Origin of the sequence: Veillonella parvula, assembly GCF_032577575.1 — a bacterium.
GTDB lineage: Bacteria > Bacillota > Negativicutes > Veillonellales > Veillonellaceae > Veillonella.
Genome location: NZ_JAWFVO010000003.1, coordinates 67213 through 86034 on the forward strand (window position 1 = coordinate 67213; position 18822 = coordinate 86034).

13 protein-coding genes are annotated in these 18822 nt (G+C 39.5%); 3 read left to right on the forward strand and 10 right to left on the reverse strand.

Features of this window, described 5'->3' with window-relative positions:
- Positions 1-38: 38 nt before the first annotated feature.
- The 7 genes from E7K77_RS06180 to E7K77_RS06210 all read right to left on the reverse strand — a co-directional run bounded on the left by E7K77_RS06180 (position 39) and on the right by E7K77_RS06210 (position 8515).
- The gene (locus tag E7K77_RS06180) at positions 39-1259 is read right to left on the reverse strand and encodes a glycosyltransferase (protein ID WP_325306258.1); all 1221 of its coding nucleotides are present in this window, start codon (positions 1257-1259) and stop codon (positions 39-41) included.
- Between the two features lie 9 nt (positions 1260-1268).
- Positions 1269-2207, reverse strand: a complete 939-nt coding sequence (locus E7K77_RS06185; protein ID WP_325306257.1) for a VirK/YbjX family protein — start codon at positions 2205-2207, stop codon at positions 1269-1271.
- 13 nt (positions 2208-2220) lie between these two features.
- Positions 2221-2979 carry a glycosyltransferase family 2 protein gene (locus E7K77_RS06190; protein ID WP_325306256.1) on the reverse strand — a complete coding sequence of 253 codons (759 nt, stop codon included), beginning with the start codon at positions 2977-2979 and terminating at the stop codon, positions 2221-2223.
- Between the two features lie 15 nt (positions 2980-2994).
- Positions 2995-3963, reverse strand: a complete 969-nt coding sequence (locus E7K77_RS06195; protein ID WP_128114445.1) for a glycosyltransferase family 2 protein — start codon at positions 3961-3963, stop codon at positions 2995-2997.
- Between the two features lie 99 nt (positions 3964-4062).
- Entirely contained in the window at positions 4063-6096 is a 2034-nt protein-coding gene (locus tag E7K77_RS06200; protein ID WP_325306255.1) for an LTA synthase family protein, read from the reverse strand.
- 336 nt (positions 6097-6432) lie between these two features.
- Positions 6433-7611, reverse strand: a complete 1179-nt coding sequence (locus E7K77_RS06205) for a transcriptional regulator (RefSeq protein WP_325306254.1) — start codon at positions 7609-7611, stop codon at positions 6433-6435.
- A gap of 304 nt (positions 7612-7915) precedes the next feature.
- Positions 7916-8515, reverse strand: a complete 600-nt coding sequence (locus tag E7K77_RS06210; protein WP_325306253.1) for a class I SAM-dependent methyltransferase — start codon at positions 8513-8515, stop codon at positions 7916-7918.
- Between the two features lie 254 nt (positions 8516-8769).
- Here E7K77_RS06210 and E7K77_RS06215 point away from each other — a divergent pair, with 254 nt between their 5' ends.
- The 3 genes from E7K77_RS06215 (at position 8770) to E7K77_RS06225 (ending at position 14667) form a co-directional block, all read left to right on the forward strand.
- On the forward strand, positions 8770-10125 hold the full coding sequence (locus E7K77_RS06215; RefSeq protein ID WP_270279110.1) for a hemolysin family protein: 1356 nt from the start codon (positions 8770-8772) through the stop codon (positions 10123-10125).
- Positions 10126-10543: 418 nt separating this feature from the next.
- Positions 10544-11608 carry an efflux RND transporter periplasmic adaptor subunit gene (locus E7K77_RS06220; protein WP_156697390.1) on the forward strand — a complete coding sequence of 355 codons (1065 nt, stop codon included), beginning with the start codon at positions 10544-10546 and terminating at the stop codon, positions 11606-11608.
- Complete coding sequence (locus tag E7K77_RS06225) at positions 11605-14667, forward strand: efflux RND transporter permease subunit (RefSeq protein ID WP_325306252.1); 3063 nt, start codon at positions 11605-11607, stop codon at positions 14665-14667. The genes E7K77_RS06220 and E7K77_RS06225 overlap by 4 nt, the downstream gene beginning before the upstream one ends.
- 194 nt (positions 14668-14861) lie before the next feature.
- Here the strand turns inward: E7K77_RS06225 and E7K77_RS06230 are convergent, their stop codons facing one another.
- The 3 genes from E7K77_RS06230 to gyrB all read right to left on the reverse strand — a co-directional run bounded on the left by E7K77_RS06230 (position 14862) and on the right by gyrB (position 18782).
- A complete protein-coding gene (locus E7K77_RS06230) occupies positions 14862-15179 on the reverse strand; it encodes a YbjQ family protein (protein ID WP_004692937.1) in 318 nt (105 codons plus the stop codon).
- Positions 15180-15388: 209 nt separating this feature from the next.
- Positions 15389-16870, reverse strand: coding sequence for an amino acid permease (locus E7K77_RS06235; RefSeq protein WP_325306251.1), 1482 nt, complete (start codon positions 16868-16870; stop codon positions 15389-15391).
- 10 nt (positions 16871-16880) lie between these two features.
- Positions 16881-18782 (reverse strand): DNA topoisomerase (ATP-hydrolyzing) subunit B, encoded by a 1902-nt coding sequence (gene gyrB / locus E7K77_RS06240; protein WP_038125606.1) that lies wholly within the window; start codon positions 18780-18782, stop codon positions 16881-16883.
- Positions 18783-18822 lie beyond the last annotated feature (40 nt).

Sequence of the window (18822 nt, forward strand, 5' to 3'; positions counted from 1 at the left end):
TCCCTTACATATAAACTACAAACCTTACATAGTGCCCCTTATACATGTATGATGGATTGAATTAATGCACGATGACTGTAGTCCTCATTTGCATTCATTAAACCTTGATTATATTGCTCTTTATGATGCTGTAAATTTTCTACAAACGTTTGAATCCCCTGTCTGATAGAGTTTACATCATCTAAATTTAAAAATTCCCCAATGGAATACTGTTCTAATACCTCGGGATTAATTTCTGGAGATATGAGAACAGGTTTGTGAAAGCCAATAGCCGTAAATAGCATAGCTGCCCAGTGATACCGATATCGCTCAGCCCCATAGGGCAATAATAGAGCATCTACACTCAATAATGCTGTATCCCAGTCTTTCCCTATCAAACTGGCATGGATGAACTTAATATTACTATACTGGCTATATTTCTTAATGATAGACTCAAATAATGCCCCATCTTCAGGTTTTACTGTTGCTCCTTGAACGACAAGTTGTACCGAATCATCATAATTAAGTGATACAAAGGCATCTAAAAAGCGCTCAATATTTTTCTCTTTTCTATACTGACCAAAGAAACCTAATTTTATCGGTTTATTCGTTAATATAGGAGTTTCCAAATTACTACCTATACAAGTTGCAGAATTCGGATTTTTTTTGTCTTGTATACTAGCATTACCCTGCGTATCACTATTCTTTTGTTCTCCATTCAATTCAATCGATGGCAAGAACACAGGAGGCAAAATTTTACGGACTCTTGGTAGATCAGGGCGCAACATATCATCGCGCAAAGAGATAACATCGAGGTACACGTTTTTATACGCATTAGCACGATGAGCTTGCTTGATAAAGCGATCCATTTCGCCCTTCCCAATACCATGGAAGATAACATGTACTGCTGCCTTACTATCCTTTAATGGCGTGTCTAACAAAGCTTTAATATAACGGTATGTCCCTGTGGGAATAATCAAAGCATCTATATTATGTTCTTTAATTTTTTCTGCTGCTGATGTGAACCAATTGCGGCGACGGCGTTCTCGTAAAATGGATAAAAACGGCTTCTTCCATTTAGACGCTCCCGCATATGTCACTACCTCTCCACCTTCTAAGTACACTATATCTACTCCATAATCTACTTTGAAAGGAAAGTTCTCCGGCACGAATAGTACTGGCTCATGACCTTGACGCTTCAGTTCATTGATGAGGATGCGATCAAACTCCACCTCATGACCAGCAGGCATGACAATACTTTCTAAAATTGCTACGCGCATAGCACACCTCTAGGCCTTTACGTACGGTTTTATGTTTTCTTGAATCATAGCTTCATACTCATCTAAAAGAGCATAGCGATTGCGATATTGGCTACGTTTTTGTGATTTAATCTCTTCCATAGGTTTACGTTCTTCTTCAAGTGGAATGGTAAAATAATTTGGATCAGATTCCAATACTGTACCCCCAATATCCTCCCACAAAGTATCTAAGATGGCTACCTTTGCTTTATTACCGCGCACCATATGGGAATTTGCATAGAAGCCTTCATCAGATACGGCAAGTATGGATTCTACTTGCGCAGCACGACCGATTTCACGAATTAAGAAAGTAATAAAGTTCTTCGGACGGTAACCATACATCTTTTTCGTAATCTTCTTAGCTCGCTCAAGTCCATCTTTATAACCTTGAATCGTACCGATAACAAGAGTTCTCTCTCCATTAGGGCCTTTAGCAAAGCGAATATTTGCATGATATACACCCTTATCTTCGAGCAAGAGCATAACAGTCAAGAAGCCTTCCTTACGTTGACCAGGCTCATAATAGAGGTGAGCAGACATATCGAGCTCATCGGAACTCCAAAGGGTAATACCTCGTTTTTTATCGAAATAATCAAACTCTGCTTCGTCTACATACATGAGCTGAATCGCTTCATCCGTAAACACCTCTTGTAAGATGGTAAAATGCTGACGAAGGGCTTCCAAGCGCCACTGAGGTGTAGAGTTTTTAATCAAAAACATACGGCTCATCAATTCATAAAGACTTGGATGTTTTTGCAACAGCTTTGGATCTGCCGTATAGGACTTAAAGAAATTTTCAAATTCAGTAACCGTTGAGTCATGACGACAAGAGCGCATGGTATGTAAGAAGGTGCGTCTCGTTTCACGCCATGTGCGCTTACCATATATAGTACGGCCTATGTGCCAATGTTTTCCAAAATTGCCTAACATAATGCTTCCTCTATTACAATTTTCCCTTGGATTTTAGTAAATAGTAAAACTTCACGTATTTAGTCATCGTGTAAAAGTAGTGATTAACGGACAAAATAAAGCCCATCTTCCCATCGAGAATACCACCTTGTAAGAAGTACACCTTGATGAAAGCCCAGGTAGGGCGCAGAATTATATCCTTGATGAACGAGCAGCTTTTACCATTATCACGATATTTTTCCGCAGATAATGTGGTATAGTTATTGAATTTATTGAAATATTGATGCCAATTATCGTAGGTGTAATGGTACATGGGATGTCGTAATTTTTCTGTTGGATACGGCGTAATTATGGCTGGATGCACGTAGCCTTCTACATAACTGCCTTCTTTCGGCATGAGGCGAAGCACATAGTCCGGACGTAATACACCATGAGTAGCATGATTATAATGGAATTTATTACGCCGTTGAATCCAATATGCTTTATTAGGTTCATTTACAACAATCTCTTGAATTTCTTTTGCTAAAGGCTCAGAAATGCGCTCATCCGCATCAAGGAATAAGATCCAGTCGGACTTAGCCTGTTTAATACCAAAGGTCTGCTGCGCACCCCAATCGCCATTCATGGCATGTTGCACAACACGAGCACCCATTTCTTTGGCAATTTTTACGGTATCATCGGTGCTGAAATCATCGATAACTAAAACTTCATCGGCAAACTGCACAGACTCAATGCAGTCATGAATATTGTGTTCTTCATTTCTCGCTAAGATTATTACAGATACAGTTGCCATAGATTTACCTTTCACTTACGAACGTACTTGTTTTGCTAAATACGATAAACGAGCCCCTATTTTATGAATCCAATCGGCACGACCGAAGGACCATAAAAAGAGCTTATATTTAGAATTTAATAGCTTGTAGGATGCATCATTGCGATAGGTTTCAATCGTTCTTTTGCACTTATCGTAATACACTTGATTACCCATTGGTTTTGCATAATAAGCCGTTAAACAGGATAATACAGCTTTCATCAATAAGCTATTACAATCATCAACATATGGTAATTGATGATCCATAGCGTATTGCAAACGTTCCTCGTAACCAAGCACAAAGTCCCATCGAGATTTAGCATCAAAAGAGGTTTGAGTTATGGAATTTGGATTGAGTCGATAGTAATAGTAACAACGATTGATATGACCCACCCGATTAGCATTGGCCACATAGAGATAGGATGTAGCAGTATCCTCAAATTTTCGACCTACAGGAAAACGCACATCGCCAATAGCACTGCGTTTATATAACTTACTCCAAGCAGCCACAAAACAATCGTGCATGGCTAATCGCAAGGCATCCTCTTTACTATAAATTTCTAAGTGTCCATCATTACAACCTTCAATAATATCGCCACTTTTATCTCTGAAAGCAGTAAACTCGATAATATCAAGATCATATTCTTTTAGAAGCTGCAACATATCTTCAAAGAGGGTAAGCCCAATGTAATCATCGGAGTCTACAAAGGAAATATAGTCACCATTAGCCGCTTCTATCCCCGTATTGCGAGCTGCACTGAGACCGCCATTTTCTTGATGGATGACCTTGATGCGTTCGTCATAGGCTGCATATTGATCGCAAATATCACCGCTCATATCTTTAGAGCCATCATCTACTAAGATGATTTCTAAATTCATATAGGTTTGGTTTTGAATGGATTCAATACATTCTGCAACATAAGATTCCACATTATAGACGGGTACAATGACCGAAATTAACTCCATTCCATGCTCCTCTTACAACATGTACTAGCCAAACTAGATTTACAAACTCTCAAACTTATATAGTTCGTTCTAGCTACATATCATTAGCTAAAATGTTCCTCACTTAATGTTATTTCCATGTTTAATGCGCCATGCCGCAAGTTCGCGCATGTTTTTAATCATATCTCCATAGGATTGAGGCATACTCGCACTTTGTTCTAACACTTTGCCACTTTTATCGAGATATAGTCTATGATTAAATACAAATTCCTCTTGTGTAAACAAGCTTGGTACCATCGCTTCATAGGTTTGACCAGGTCGGCCTACCAATTCCGCCAAGGTTGGAATGATTTGAATGCTCATGCCGAACGCATTAGGCGCAAGCCAATCTTTATGAATGCCGTGGCCATAAAAAATAATAGGAATAGTAGATGCCACATTAGGACCTACTTCACGAGCAAAGTTAAAGCGTTCGCTATGGTCACCTGTAATGACGAAGAGTGCAGACGGATCTGCTGTTTCTTCGCGAGCAATAAAATCACCCATTACGTGGTCTGCGTACCAAATATGGCCCATTTCGTTCAATTGCTTATCGTTTTCTTCGATAGAATCTGGCAAATGCCCTTTTACCTTATTCACATCGTAGCCTTCCTTAGCCACATTGATGCTATACGGCGGATGATTAGAGGTAGTCATAATCACATTGAGGATTTTTTCCCCTCTATGCTGATCCATGTAGGCAGAAATAGCTTTAAACAAATCTTTATCGCCTACACCCCAAGCATTGCCGTCTTCGCTTGGCATTTCGGAGGCATCGTGGAATTCATCAAAACCTTGAGATAAAACAAAGTTTTTAACATTTTGCCATGTGCTAAAGCCACCATACCAGAATACAGTCTTGTATCCTAGCTTTTTCATAACAGGACCAATGCCTAAACCGTAAGGCTCTTTGAAACTTTCACCTTCATAGTTAGGATATAGCCCTGTATCAGGCATCCCTGTCAATAAACCATTGATGGCCGGCATCGTGCCTGTGCCTTGGGCAAGGGCTAATTGCGTGCTCATCGCTTGAGGGCTGGCAGCGTATTTACGACCTTGCTCAACGAGATAGGCACCAGGCTCGTTATATTCAGCGAGGAACGGCCACAAGCCATAGGATTCTCCAAGAACGAGGTTTATGGAGTGCGGTTGATCCGCTAATCGTTGTGTCGTAATGGTTCTCGTGAAAGAACCGTCAAAATTTGTACCGTTAAACTTACCACCAACGGCAGTGATTTTTTCATTTAACTCTTGAGGCGTTAAGTTAATAACCTCAAGCTCAGCCGTCCGTTTCGCAATGCTTTTAACTCGATAGAGAGCCTGTACATCGTCTAGAATATTTTCGTTCAACAAATTGGAACTAAGTCGGGCCGCACTTTCCCAGTTAATAGAATTTGTATAGCTGAAAGCACCGCCAAATCTAAAAAATAAACCTATTACGCCAATAGCGACAGTCAATCCAATGCCCGTCATCCATTGCGTTTTCTTCGTCTTAGGATACCAAGTAGTACAAAGTCGTTGATGATCTGCAGAATCACTATTTCTTACATTATCCGCATCATCACCATTCCTTAGGTCAACAGCGTAATCACTATATTTCTTGGCTCCCCACTCTAGGAAACGAACTAAAAAATAGCAAAGCGCTGCGCTCAATACAACGGCTCCAACGATGTACATTAAAGCGTTATATTCGTTGATAGCTGTATTTACAATGGCGCCGATATCATCGTTTTTACCGTTGATGAGCATCGCATTGTAGGAAGAGTTAAATATCTTGTAGAACGGAATGCGTCCCAAAAACAGGAAGGTCAACAATATAGTCGCAATGGAGTAGAGGACCTGTTTAATGCGCAAGGACGGCCATTTTGGCACAAAGGTATGTACCAACGTCCCCCCTAAAAAGCCTAGTAAACACAAAGAACCGACGGTCTTGAGACTCAATCTAAATCCTAGCCATAAGGATGTGAGGATATTCTCCATCGTCACGGAAGCTAGTTGTGATTGAAATACTGCAAGAAACACGATTCTAAATGCAGTCAACAAAACAGAGAAAAAGATAAATGCCTTAATCTCTGTTCGTATGCCTTCAAATAATCGCTGCCATCGGTTCATCATTAACCCCTAACTGTTGAATCGTATAACCAAATTGTTAAATCACTAATCCAACTATATTGTTACAAACGTAACAAAACTACATAACTATACTGCCTAAATGAGTAATAAAATTTATAAACTACATATATATGCTATATATATATCCTACGTAATATATTACGTAATATTCTACTAATTACATAACTATCAATTATTTCGGATATTTCTTACATTTAGGACCTTTACATCGTTTGCATTTACCGCATCCACGGTCGATAGTCTCAGCACCTGCTGATTTCTTCGCACTAGCACTCTCCTTGGCCATCTTTTCAGAGGCCTTACTATTCCATACGGAAACTATCGATTTTGCTTTTTTGCGGATTCATCCTTTTTGGATTTTTTATCCTTTTTCTTATCTTTCTTCTTATCTTTTTTCTTGAAAGTATCAGCCAAGAAGACTGTTTTTAACTTATCATTTAAGACTTTAAGCTTCTTTTCAGCTTTGTCTTTCTTTTTCTTTAACTTTTCTTCGTCTTTAGAGCGTTTTTCTTCCTTAGACTTCTTGTGTTTTTTCTCTTTTTTATCTTCTTTAGACGTTTTATCTTTCTTAGATTTTTTTTCGTCTTTAGACTTTTTGTCTTCTTTGGATTTCTTATCCTCTTTAGATGTTTTATCTTCCTTGAATTTTTTATCGCCCTTAAATTTCTTATCTTCAGAGCCGTTAATACGCGCCCATTCATCGTCAACGCGTTTCAATTTCTTTTTAAGAAGCTTTTCCATCTTCTTATTTGTTTTATCGGACTCTAAACCGGCTTTACCAAATAATAAAGCATTCACCGCCGTGTATGGATCGATAGACGACATATCCTCATCATCCACTTTAGCTGCCTCTGATTTCTTATCTTTTGAAAGTTCATCAAGACCATCTACATCTAATGCTTCATCTTCATCTAAATGATGAATTGCTAAGCTTTCAACGCCTTCTAATGGTTTTACATCAAGGTGCTCAATCGCAGTATCTTCAAAATCTGCCATTTCCTTATTGGAACTTTCACCAAAACCAGTAAAGAGGCCGCCTATAGATTTTAATTCGTTCAATTTAATATGGTTCATGCCCACCGTAGAATCATGATGCACAGGAACATCAGATAATTGTACCTGTTCCATAGCATATGCATCATCATTATAACTAGCGCCCTTGCCAAGTTCAGATGTATTAGAAATGACGATATCTTCCTTATCGTCGCCTAACACATCACCAAATAAATCTTCTTCTAAAGATTCGTAAGAATGCAATAAGGCCATACGTTTTTGAACATCTTCAATTTGATTCCACAAATCAACGAGAGAAGATGTATAGTACACCCGTTCTTTTACCTCTAAATAAGCTTGGTAAACGATAGATAATTCGGTCTCATTAAGACCTTCCTCTGCACCAATTTCTTCAATCATTTGTTGAATCTGTTGATCTCGGTCATATCGTTTAATTAACGCTTTACGAATGCGTTCAATCAACATTGTATCGATGAGTTCCATATGCACCTCCTATATTCAATACACTCAGTCCTACCCGCTACATTAGCGTATACGAATCAATGTATAGAACCATAAAAATGAATTGATTTTATAATCTCTAATATATTATTATAGCAGAATTTATATGCTTTTTCCTTAATAATATGTGTAAAAGTTCCTTAAAAATAGAATAAAACCTCAATTTAAATACGTTCCTAATAGTATGCATTTCATACTACTAAAACACTATTCAAACCGAGGTTATTTAATTAACTGTTACATTAAAATATATCTAATTGTTACATAAAAGTCTTACATTACTGCACTAAAACAAGTTGACTGAATAGACGAGAATTCGTTCCTTTGCATCGCTGGCCTCAAAGAGGTCACTACAATCAATAGTTTCCTCTTGTTCCAAGCGCACATGGCTATTTAAAAAGTTCTCCACCTCTTCATTAACATAGTAGAAAAATAACTTAATCTCCCGAGGATTATGATATAGCGAATCAAAAATATTTCCTAATACCCGCTTAATCGTATGGAGTGCAAAGGGATTAAAGAAAAAGCATCGATCAGCCTGATCTGGCAATTCATACAGTGCTGCATCACCTAGTACAAAGCTTACACGATTACGAGTTGCCGGGCTTTCACCATTAATTAAAGCCTTTTCATAGAGCCGTTCATCGTATTCGATGCCTATAGAATGGCAGCCCGTTTGGTAAGCCATGAAAATACTCACTCGGCCCTTGCCACTACCATAATCGATGAGCGTATTTTTCTTGCGAATATGACCACTATTTGCTAAACGCTCCAACACGCAATAATCCGTCGGCTCGTACGGATGATGCTCCGTATCGGAACGACTATCATCGCGACCAGAGGTTTTAATTTGTAATACACTTTCCCACTCTTGCTCTGTTGCCATCTATATAATCCTATTATGAAGCCTAAATTATATGACCTAATACTGATATTAATCTTAATTTCTATACATACTATACCCTTATTAGGGTACTATTTACTAGTCCAGTAACACCTATAGTATATAACAAAAGCATCCACATCGGGTGCTTTTGTTATATGAAACACTTATTAATGTCGATATGGTATACTAGGAGTAATATTTCTATTATTCTCATGTGCAGAATTATATGTCATTAAAAAGGAGTATCTACTTACATGGACAGTGATCTGACCTTAGATTTTATCATTATCATCGTATTAATCATTGCAAATGGTTTATTCTCCATGACGGAGTTAGCCATTGTAAATGCGAAAAAACGTAAACTTGAAGAGTTAGCAGAATCAGGCAATGAACGCGCGAAAACAGCCTTTGAATTATCAGAGAACCCAAATGAAATGTTCTCTACCATTCAAATCGGCATCACCCTCGTAGGTATTTTAACTGGTTTGTATTCTGGTGCCACCTTCTCTAGTCCATTAGAAGAAATTTTAGTATCAAATATTCCAAGCATCGAACCATACGCAGCCTCTGTGAGCTCCTTCATTATCGTTGCTATCATTACCTATTTATCCCTCGTTATCGGCGAACTTGTGCCTAAACGCTTGGCCTTAAATAGCCCTGAAAGCATTGCCGTTGTAGTAGCAAAACCAATTTACTGGCTATCTGTGGCGTTGAAACCAATCGTTAGCTTCCTCGGCATTTCCACAGAATTCCTCTTAAAAATTCTAGGCGTTACTGTAAAAGAAGAAGCCCCTGTTACAGAATCTGAAATTAATAAAATGCTTACCGAAGGCGTTGCCATGGGTGCTTACGAAGAAGAAGAACCTATCCTCGTAGAAAATATCTTCCATCTCGCAGATATGAACGCAGGTGACATCATGACGCCTCGTACACAGCTCAAATGGATTGATCTTAACGGCACGGAAGACGAAATTATGGAGGTCCTCAAGAATGCCAACCATTACCGCATTCCTGTAGGTACCGATTCCTTGGATGAATTAAAGGGTCTCGTTACCGTATCCGATGTATTAGTTCAAATTATGCAACGTCCTAGTGAAAGTTCCATTCATGATATCATCAAAGCTTGTTTGAAAGAACCGGTTCTTGTTCCTGAATCCATTTCACTCATGAAATTATTGAACGTTCTACGTACAGAAGGCGTTCACGAAGCAATTATCCTCGACGAATATGGTGGTTTTACTGGCCTTGTCACCTTACATGACATCATGGAGGAAATCGTAGGTCTTATGCCTTCCGGTGAGGAAGAAATCAAGGAAGAAGAAAACAAGATCATCGAACGCGATGGTGCATGGCTCGTAGATGGCCTTCTCAACGTAGATGAATTTAAAGAATTCTTTCACATCGATCAAGAATTACCAGGCGAAGAAGACGACTTGTACAAAACTATGGGCGGTCTTTTAAACGTCCTCTTCGGTCGTATCCCAAAGGAACTCGACAAGGCAAAATGGAACGGCTATACCTTTGAAGTCATCGATATGGATCATACTCGTATCGATAAAATCCTTGTAACCTATGAAGAACCTATTGTAGAACAAGAAGAAGAAAAATAAAGTTCAAATTATATAGACAAAAGCTAAAGAAGTGAGTTCTCTTACTATGAACTGTACCCCAAAAATTGGACATATTTTTGGATACAGCTCAATCAATAGAGAACTCACTTTTTTTGCTACAATTTTGTATTCATAATATAAGTAATACAAATACTAGCAAAATATAGATTACTTTTAAAAATTATCGTTAAAATATATCATCAATTATATAAATAGTATATAATTCTTTAATTTTCTGCATAAAGGCTAGAACTTTCAATATAAATATAGTATTATTAAATTGTATAAAATATATAATTAAACCTAATATAGAAATAATAGCTATCCTAAAATAGGTTCAATAAAATATAAAGTCCTATGATCACTTTGTATAGTGTATTTCATAGGACTTATATGTAGTAGTAAAAGGAGAGATTCTATGAATCAACGAATCATAGCAACCATAGGAGCCCTATTAATAGGGACCGCCATCATAAGTGGTTGTGGATCAGAAAAGCCCCCTGAAGATACAAGTCTCAAGGTGCGTACCATCACTATAGGTGAAGAGTCTGGAACTACTGATGCTGGCTATGCAGGCACCATTCATAATAAAACAGAAACAAACTTAGCCTTTCAAATTGGAGGGCGTGTCATCAACAAATTTGTAAATGTTGGTGATGTAGTGCAAGCAGGCCAAGTGATTGCTCAAGTCAATGGTTCAGATACATCAGCTCAGGTGCAAAATGCTGAAGGTGCTGTAAAAGCTGCTCAATCGGCCTACGAATTGGCAGAAACCAATGCTAAACGATACCGCGAGCTTTATGCACAACAAGCGATTAGTAAATTGCAATTAGACCAAGCTGAAAACCAATTGAATGCCACATCTGCTCAATTACAACAAGCACAAGCAAACCTTAATTTGAGTAGTAATCAAAATAGCTATACTAATTTAACGGCTCCTGATACAGGTATTATTACAGCTTTCAATATTGAAGCAGGACAAGTCGTAGCAGCCGGTCAAAGCGTTGGTACCTTAGCAGCTGGTCACAATCCAGAAGCAGTCATTGCCCTTCCTGAACAAGAGTTGAGTAAAATTCATGTAGGAAGCCCTGCTACTATTACCTTCTGGGCCTTACCAGATGTAACAGTACAAGGCGTTGTACGTGAAATTTCACCAGTTCCTGACCCTGTAGCGAGAACGTATACCGTAAAAATCACCTTGCAAAATGCGCCTAAAGAGGTACAACTAGGTATGACGGTCAATGCTAATCTATCTACCACAGATAGTACCAATATTTCTATTCCGTTAACGGCTCTTGTAAAAGACTCTAACGGCAATAATGCGGTCTATATCATCCGCGATAAGAAGGCTCATCTCGTGCCTATCAAGACTGGTGAATTCGGTAAGAACTCCGTCATCGTCACATCTGGTTTAGCTAAAGGCGACATTGTCATCACCGCAGGCACCCAACAATTACAAGAAGGGACGGCGGTTAGTCAATGAAACAATTTAACTTAGCCGAATGGGCTCTTAAACACAAGTCCATTATCTACTACTTCATGGCTGTGCTCCTCACCTTCGGTATTTTCTCATTTACCCATATGGGACGCATGGAAGATCCTGATTTTACGATGCGCACCATGGTGGTCGGTGTTGCTTGGCCGGGGGCTTCTCCACAAGAAATGTCGAATCAGGTAACGGATAAACTCGAAGAAAAACTACGCGACCTTCCTGGTGTAGATTATACAAAATCTTTCACAGATGGCAGCAAATCCGTTATTTATATCAATCTAAGAGAGGATTTGCCATCCGATAAGATTCGTCCCGCTTGGGAAGAAGCGCGGAATATGATCAACGACGAATGGAAATCATTGCCTACAGGCGTTCAAGGACCGACCATCAACGACAGGTTCGACGATGTATATGGCATTATCTATGCCATTAGTGGTGATGAATTTTCTTATGAAGAAAAGCGTCAACAAGCAGAAGACTTAAAGCGTCAGCTTTTATCTGTTCCTAATGTTAAAAAAATCAGCCTCATTGGGGTTCAACAACAAACCCTCAATGTAACCATAAACAAGGATAAACTCGCATCCTATAAAGTCAGTACACAACAGCTGTTAACAGCGCTTAAACAGCAAAGTATGATGGTTCCAGCTGGTGTGATTACAACGGATACAAACAATGTATATCTTCGCGTCAACGGTCTATTCGATAGCCCTCAAGCGGTGCGAGATATGCCAATCCGCATCAATAACCAAACGTTGCGCCTCGGTGACATGGCCGATGTAACCATGACCTACCAAGACCCTAGTAGTCCTCAGTTCTACTACGAAGGCAAGCCGGCTATAGGTATTGCTATCTCCATGGATGCAGGTGGGAATAATATAGAATTTGGTGAAGCCATCGATAAAAAGCTAGCAGAATTGAATAAAACGATTCCTGCCGGCCTCGAACTCAAGCAAGTATCGAATCAGCCCCATATCGTTAAGGAATCTATTGGCGATTTCTCTCAATCCTTATTTGAAGCCATCGCCATCGTATTGCTCGTAAGCTTTGCATCCCTTGGTTTACGAACAGGTGTTGTGGTAGCCCTTACCATTCCAGTCGTTGTGTCTACGACGTTCATCTTGATGTATGAAAGTGGCATTTATCTACATAAAGTTAGCTTAGGTGCCTTAATTCTAGCTTTAGGCCTCCTCGTAGACGATGCCATCATCGTTGTAGAAATGATGAGCGTTAAGCTCGAAGAAGGATGGGGCCACTTTAAATCGGCTACCTTTGCTTACCAATCTACAGCATTTCCAATGCTATCGGGTACCCTCATTACCTGTGCAGGTTTCTTGCCATTAGCATTAGCACAAGGTATGGTAGCAGAGTTTACAAAATCCCTATCCATCGTTGTATTTATGGCGCTTATTCTATCTTGGTTTGCCTCTGTTCTCGTCAGCCCTGTATTGGGTTATAAAATCATTGAAAACAAGGCTCCCAAGCCGGAATCGGAATGGACTAAACGAGACCGTATCATGCACAAGCTCAATGTGACCTTCTATGATAAGTTTGAAAAACTATTACATTGGGCTCTAGGACATCACAAGGTAGTCCTACTAGTCACCCTAGGTGCTTTCGTTTTATCCTTGCTTTCACTACCATTGATCAAACAGGAATTTTTCCCATCATCAACGCGTAATGAAATCATTGTATCCATGCAATTTCCTCAAAGCTCGTCCATCGAATATACTGCTAACCAAGCAAAACTCATCGATGAACATTTGAAAGATGACGAACGCATTGCAACCTTCACCTCCTACATCGGACAAGGTTCTCCACGTTTCGTCCTCACCTTGGAACCGGAATTGCAACGGAACAACTTCTTGCAATATGTAATCGTCACAAAATCCTTAGAGGATCGCGATAAACTCTATGCTGAATTGACTCCGTATTTAAACGAGCAATTCCCATCGGCCCTTGTAAATACGCAATTCTTACAAATCGGTCCACCATCCAAATTTCCAGTCATGCTTCGCGTTGCTGGCCCTGATCAAAAGGTGGTAAAAGAAATTGCAAATCAAGTAAAAGCTAAAATGCAAGACGATAAAGACTTACAAAATATCGCCTTTGACTGGCCAGATACAGAGCCTGTAGCCAATATTCACATCGATCCAAACAAGGCACGTTTACTCGGCATCGATAGCTATGCTGTATCCTTGCACTTGCAAAGTCTATTGTCTGGTACTAAATCTGGTGAATACTACGAAGGGAACCAAACCATTCCTGTTACCTTCCGTTTAGGTGACAACGAGCAACATAACTTAAGTGCTCTTTCATCCTTGCCAATTCAAACAGGAAATGGCTCCTATGTACCACTTAGCCAAATTGCAACCATTACCATGACACAAGAGGATGGTATTATCTGGCATCGCAATATGATGCCAACCATTAGTGTGCATGCCAATGTAAAAGCAGGTGTATTGGGTAATGCGAAAACAAAAGAGGTTTACAAATCCTTACAAGACATTCGCGATTCCTTGCCTACAGGCTATTCTATTGACCTAGACGGCGCCGCTGAAAAGAGTGAAACAGCCGTTCAAAAGCTATTAACGCCAATGCCAATTATGCTCTTTGTAATCATGACCATCCTCATGTTCCAATTAAAGCGTATCGCCCTCATGATAATGGCTCTACTCACGGCTCCATTGGGACTAATCGGTGTTGTATTAGCACTCAATATTACGAGAACACCATTAGGCTTTATGGCTATTCTAGGGATTATCGCCCTCTCGGGTATGATCATCCGTAACTCCATTATCTTGTTAGACCAAATCGAAATTCACAAAGCAGAAGGACAAGAACCTCATGAAGCGATTATCAATTCCGCTACACTTCGTTTCCGCCCTATCATGCTCACCGCTATCGCAGCGATTTTAGGCATGATTCCGCTCATGGGATCTGTCTTCTGGAGCCCATTGGCCATCGCCTTCAGCGGCGGCTTACTAGTGGCAACGGTTCTAACACTCATCGTATTACCAGTCATGTATGCAAGCTGGTATAAGGTAAAATAACTAATATTTAGCTAATAAAATATATAATATTAATCTAATGAAATGTCTAATATTTTTCTAACGAAATATCTAGTATTTACGTAACATCATAAAATCTAGCATTAGCTAGTAACTTCATTTCCTTAGTAAAAATCCCCTAATCATTGTAAAAGTTTACACTTAAACATCGATTAGGGGATTTATATTATTTATTATTAAACTACAACGGCTGTACCATTGCATGTAATCATAAGCATGCCATTTTGTGCACCTACTGTGCTGTATTGGAAGGATACGCCAATAATAGCATTAGCACCCAATTTAGAAGCTCGTTGAGACATTTCGTCGAGAGCTGCTTTGCGCGCATTCATCAAAGAATCTTCATAGCTGCCACTACGACCACCAACAATGTCACGAATACCGGACATGAAATCTTTTACAAAGTTACGGCCTTCTACGACTTCACCAAATACAATACCTTTGTACTCTTGTACAGGTTTATTTTCAATATGCATAGTTGTAGTAATAATCATAATTGTATCCTTTCTAATTGACTACAATATATTTTGATTTATTATAACAAGACTTTTAGAGAAAAACAAATATAAATATAGCTTTCACATAAAACAATTACATAGTATATCTCCAAAAATTACATACTATATATCAAAAATTTACATATTATACATCAAAAAAAGACCTGTTCACTACTTTCATAATGAACAGGTCTAATTTTATATTTTTATCTATCAAAATCGCGGTCTAAGTTAACTTCTTTCAACGGCACAACTTTAGTTTTGTTGATGTATTTGTAACCAAGGTACACTGCGAAGAAGATTGGCAAGCCAATATAGGCAACGGATACACCGTACCAGTCGATGGTATCGCCTGTGAAAGCGGAGTAGTTTTGACCACAGATGATGATGACGCAAAGAATGAACGCCAAGATTGGGCCAACTGGGAATAACCACGCTTTGTATGGCAATTCACTAAGATCTCTGCCTTGTGCAATGAAAGCTCGACGGAAACGATAGTGAGATACTGCGATACCAACCCATGCGATGAAACCACATAAACCAGAGATATTAACAATCCATGTATAAGCTGTACCTTCACCGATAAAGCTTGTTAGGAATGCAAATAAACCGATTGCCGTCGTTAAGATTAACGCAGGCACTGGAACGCCACGTTTATTTAACTTAGCAAAAATTTGAGGTGCTTGACCTTCCTTAGCGAGTGCGTACAGCATACGCGTAGAAGAGTACAGACCAGAGTTACCAGCACTCAATACAGCCGTTAAGATGATAGCATTGATAAAACTAGCAGCAAAGGCAAAACCAAAGCGGTCAAATACGAGTGTAAATGGAGAAATAGATACGTTCTCTACACTAGAATTCAACAAATTTGGATCTGTGTACGGAATCAAGAAACCGATAACCGTGAAAGCACCGATATAGAATAATAGAATACGCCAGAAGATTGTATTAATCGCTTTTGGCACATTCTTTTCAGGGTCTTCCGCTTCACCAGCGGCTACACCGATTAGCTCAGTACCTTGGAAGGAAAATCCTGCTACCATAAAGATAGCCAGAATAGATTCCCAGCCACCTACAAATGGAGCTTCTCCTACGGTCCAGTTCGCAAATCCTGGAGATGTACCACCGATGCCAAAGATGAGCATAAAGCCACAGAATAGGAATACGAATACAGTAATTACCTTGATGCTAGAGAACACATATTCACTTTCACCAAAGGAACGAGTAGATAAATAGTTCAAGCCAAATAAAATGAACAAGAACAGAGCAGACCATACGATGGCAGGCACATCAGGGAACCAATATTTCATGATGAGCGCCCCTGCTAATACTTCAGCAGCCAAGGTAATAGCCCAGTTAAACCAGTAGTTCCAACCTAAGGCAAACCCAAAGGCAGGATCTACATAACGTTTTGCATAAGTCCCGAAGGAACCTGGAATTGGTAAATATGTGGCCATTTCCCCAAGAGATGTCATAAGGAAATAAACCATGATACCAATAAGGCCGTAAGCTACAAGAGCACCACCAGGGCCAGCTGTACTTACGACTTCACCACCAGCAACGAATAAACCTGTACCGATAGCACCACCTAAAGCAATCATATTCATATGACGCGCCTTTAGGGAACGTTTTAGGTGTTGATCTTTGTTAGACGTAAACTCTACGTTATTATTATGATTATCAGACATGGGTCACCTCTTACAAATCTAGATTACGCACGTATTTCGCGTTATCTTCAATAAATTTACGACGAGGCTCTACCTTATCACCCATGAGAACCGTAAAGATTTTGTCAGCTTCGATAGAATCTTCTAAGCTAACTTGTAAAATCGTACGATTATCAGGATTCATTGTAGTTTCCCATAATTGTTCAGGATTCATTTCACCTAAACCTTTATAACGTTGAATTGTAGTACCATCGCGACCTACTTCATCAAGTTTAGCAGTCAACTCTGCATCAGAGTATACATACCAGTGAGATTTACCCTTCTTGATTTGATACAAAGGTGGTTGAGCAATATAGATATGACCTTCCTCTACCAATGGTTTCATATAGCGGTAGAAGAATGTTAATAACAATGTACGGATGTGAGCGCCGTCAACGTCCGCATCTGTCATGATGATAATCTTGTTATAACGGGATTTTGTAATATCGAATTCATCGCCAATACCTGTACCAAAAGCGGTAATCATGGAGCGAATTTCGTTATTAGCCAAAATCTTATCGAGACGTGCTTTTTCTACGTTAAGAATTTTACCACGTAATGGCAAAATTGCTTGGTAACGACGATCGCGCCCTTGTTTTGCAGAACCACCCGCAGAATCACCTTCCACAAGATAAATTTCAGTCATAGATGTATCTTTTTCGGAGCAGTCCGCCAATTTACCAGGAAGGCTAGATACTTCCAACGCATTTTTGCGGCGCGTTAAGTCGCGGGCTTTACGAGCAGCCTCACGAGCACGGCTCGCCATCGTTGCTTTTTCGATGATCTTCTTCGCATCTTGAGGATGTTCTTCGAAGAATGTTTTAAGACCTTCTGTAACGATAACATCTGTAATACCTTTAACTTCACTATTGCCAAGTTTAGTTTTTGTTTGGCCTTCAAATTGAGGTTCCAAAACTTTTACAGATACGACAGCTGTCAAACCTTCACGTACGTCTTCACCAGAAAGATTAGACTCATTTTCCTTGATCAAACCAGATTTACGGCCATAATCATTGAGGGTACGAGTCAAGGCAGCACGGAAACCAGATAGATGTGTACCACCGTCAATCGTATTGATGTTATTTACGAAGGACAACAAGTTTTCACTATAGCTATCGTTATATTGCAATGCTACATCTACCACAACATCGTCTTTTGTATTTTCAATGTTGATAACAGTTGGATTAATTGCCTCTTTATTTTCGTTCAAGAAGGTAATGAAAGAAACCAAACCACCTTCATAGTGGAAGCTTTCAACACGAGGTTCCTCTAAGCGCAAATCGCTCAATGTAATGCGAAGGCCTTTGTTAAGGAATGCCAATTCTTGTAAACGCATTTTCAAGGTATCAAAGCTAAATACGGTAGTTTCAAAGATTTCTGCATCTGGCTTGAAAATAACTGTAGTACCAGTGCCTTCGGCCTTACCAATTTCGTGCAACTCAGAAGTTTTATGACCACGAGCAAAGGAAATCTCTTGAACAATACCATTTTGAGATACTTGAACCTTAGTCCATTCACTCAATGCATTAACTACGGAAATACCTACGCCGTGAAGACCACCAGATACCTTGTAGCCGCCACCACCGAATTTACCACCGGCATGCAATTTCGTTAATACTAACTCTACCGCAGACATACCGGATTCATGCATCCCTGTTGGAATACCACGACCATCATCGACAACGGTAACACTGTTATCTGGATTGATGGATACTTCGATATGTGTAGCATAACCAGCAAGCGCTTCGTCCACAGAGTTATCTACAACTTCGTATACGAGGTGATGCAAACCACGAGCAGACGTACTACCAATATACATCCCTGGGCGTTTACGCACCGCGTCTAGACCCTCAAGAACCTGAATATTCTGAGCGCCATAATTTTGTTCAGGCATGAAACAAACTCCTCCTAACAATCTATCATACTGCACTTGA

Coding starts and splice junctions, on each gene's coding strand:
- E7K77_RS06180 (WP_325306258.1), bottom strand. CDS start 1,259: ATGCGCGTAGCAATTTTAGAAAGTATTGTCATGCCTGCTGGTCATGAG.
- E7K77_RS06185 (WP_325306257.1), bottom strand. CDS start 2,207: ATGTTAGGCAATTTTGGAAAACATTGGCACATAGGCCGTACTATATAT.
- E7K77_RS06190 (WP_325306256.1), bottom strand. CDS start 2,979: ATGGCAACTGTATCTGTAATAATCTTAGCGAGAAATGAAGAACACAAT.
- E7K77_RS06195 (WP_128114445.1), bottom strand. CDS start 3,963: ATGGAGTTAATTTCGGTCATTGTACCCGTCTATAATGTGGAATCTTAT.
- E7K77_RS06200 (WP_325306255.1), bottom strand. CDS start 6,096: ATGATGAACCGATGGCAGCGATTATTTGAAGGCATACGAACAGAGATT.
- E7K77_RS06205 (WP_325306254.1), bottom strand. CDS start 7,611: ATGGAACTCATCGATACAATGTTGATTGAACGCATTCGTAAAGCGTTA.
- E7K77_RS06210 (WP_325306253.1), bottom strand. CDS start 8,515: ATGGCAACAGAGCAAGAGTGGGAAAGTGTATTACAAATTAAAACCTCT.
- E7K77_RS06215 (WP_270279110.1), top strand. CDS start 8,770: ATGGACAGTGATCTGACCTTAGATTTTATCATTATCATCGTATTAATC.
- E7K77_RS06220 (WP_156697390.1), top strand. CDS start 10,544: ATGAATCAACGAATCATAGCAACCATAGGAGCCCTATTAATAGGGACC.
- E7K77_RS06225 (WP_325306252.1), top strand. CDS start 11,605: ATGAAACAATTTAACTTAGCCGAATGGGCTCTTAAACACAAGTCCATT.
- E7K77_RS06230 (WP_004692937.1), bottom strand. CDS start 15,179: ATGATTATTACTACAACTATGCATATTGAAAATAAACCTGTACAAGAG.
- E7K77_RS06235 (WP_325306251.1), bottom strand. CDS start 16,870: ATGTCTGATAATCATAATAATAACGTAGAGTTTACGTCTAACAAAGAT.
- gyrB (WP_038125606.1), bottom strand. CDS start 18,782: ATGCCTGAACAAAATTATGGCGCTCAGAATATTCAGGTTCTTGAGGGT.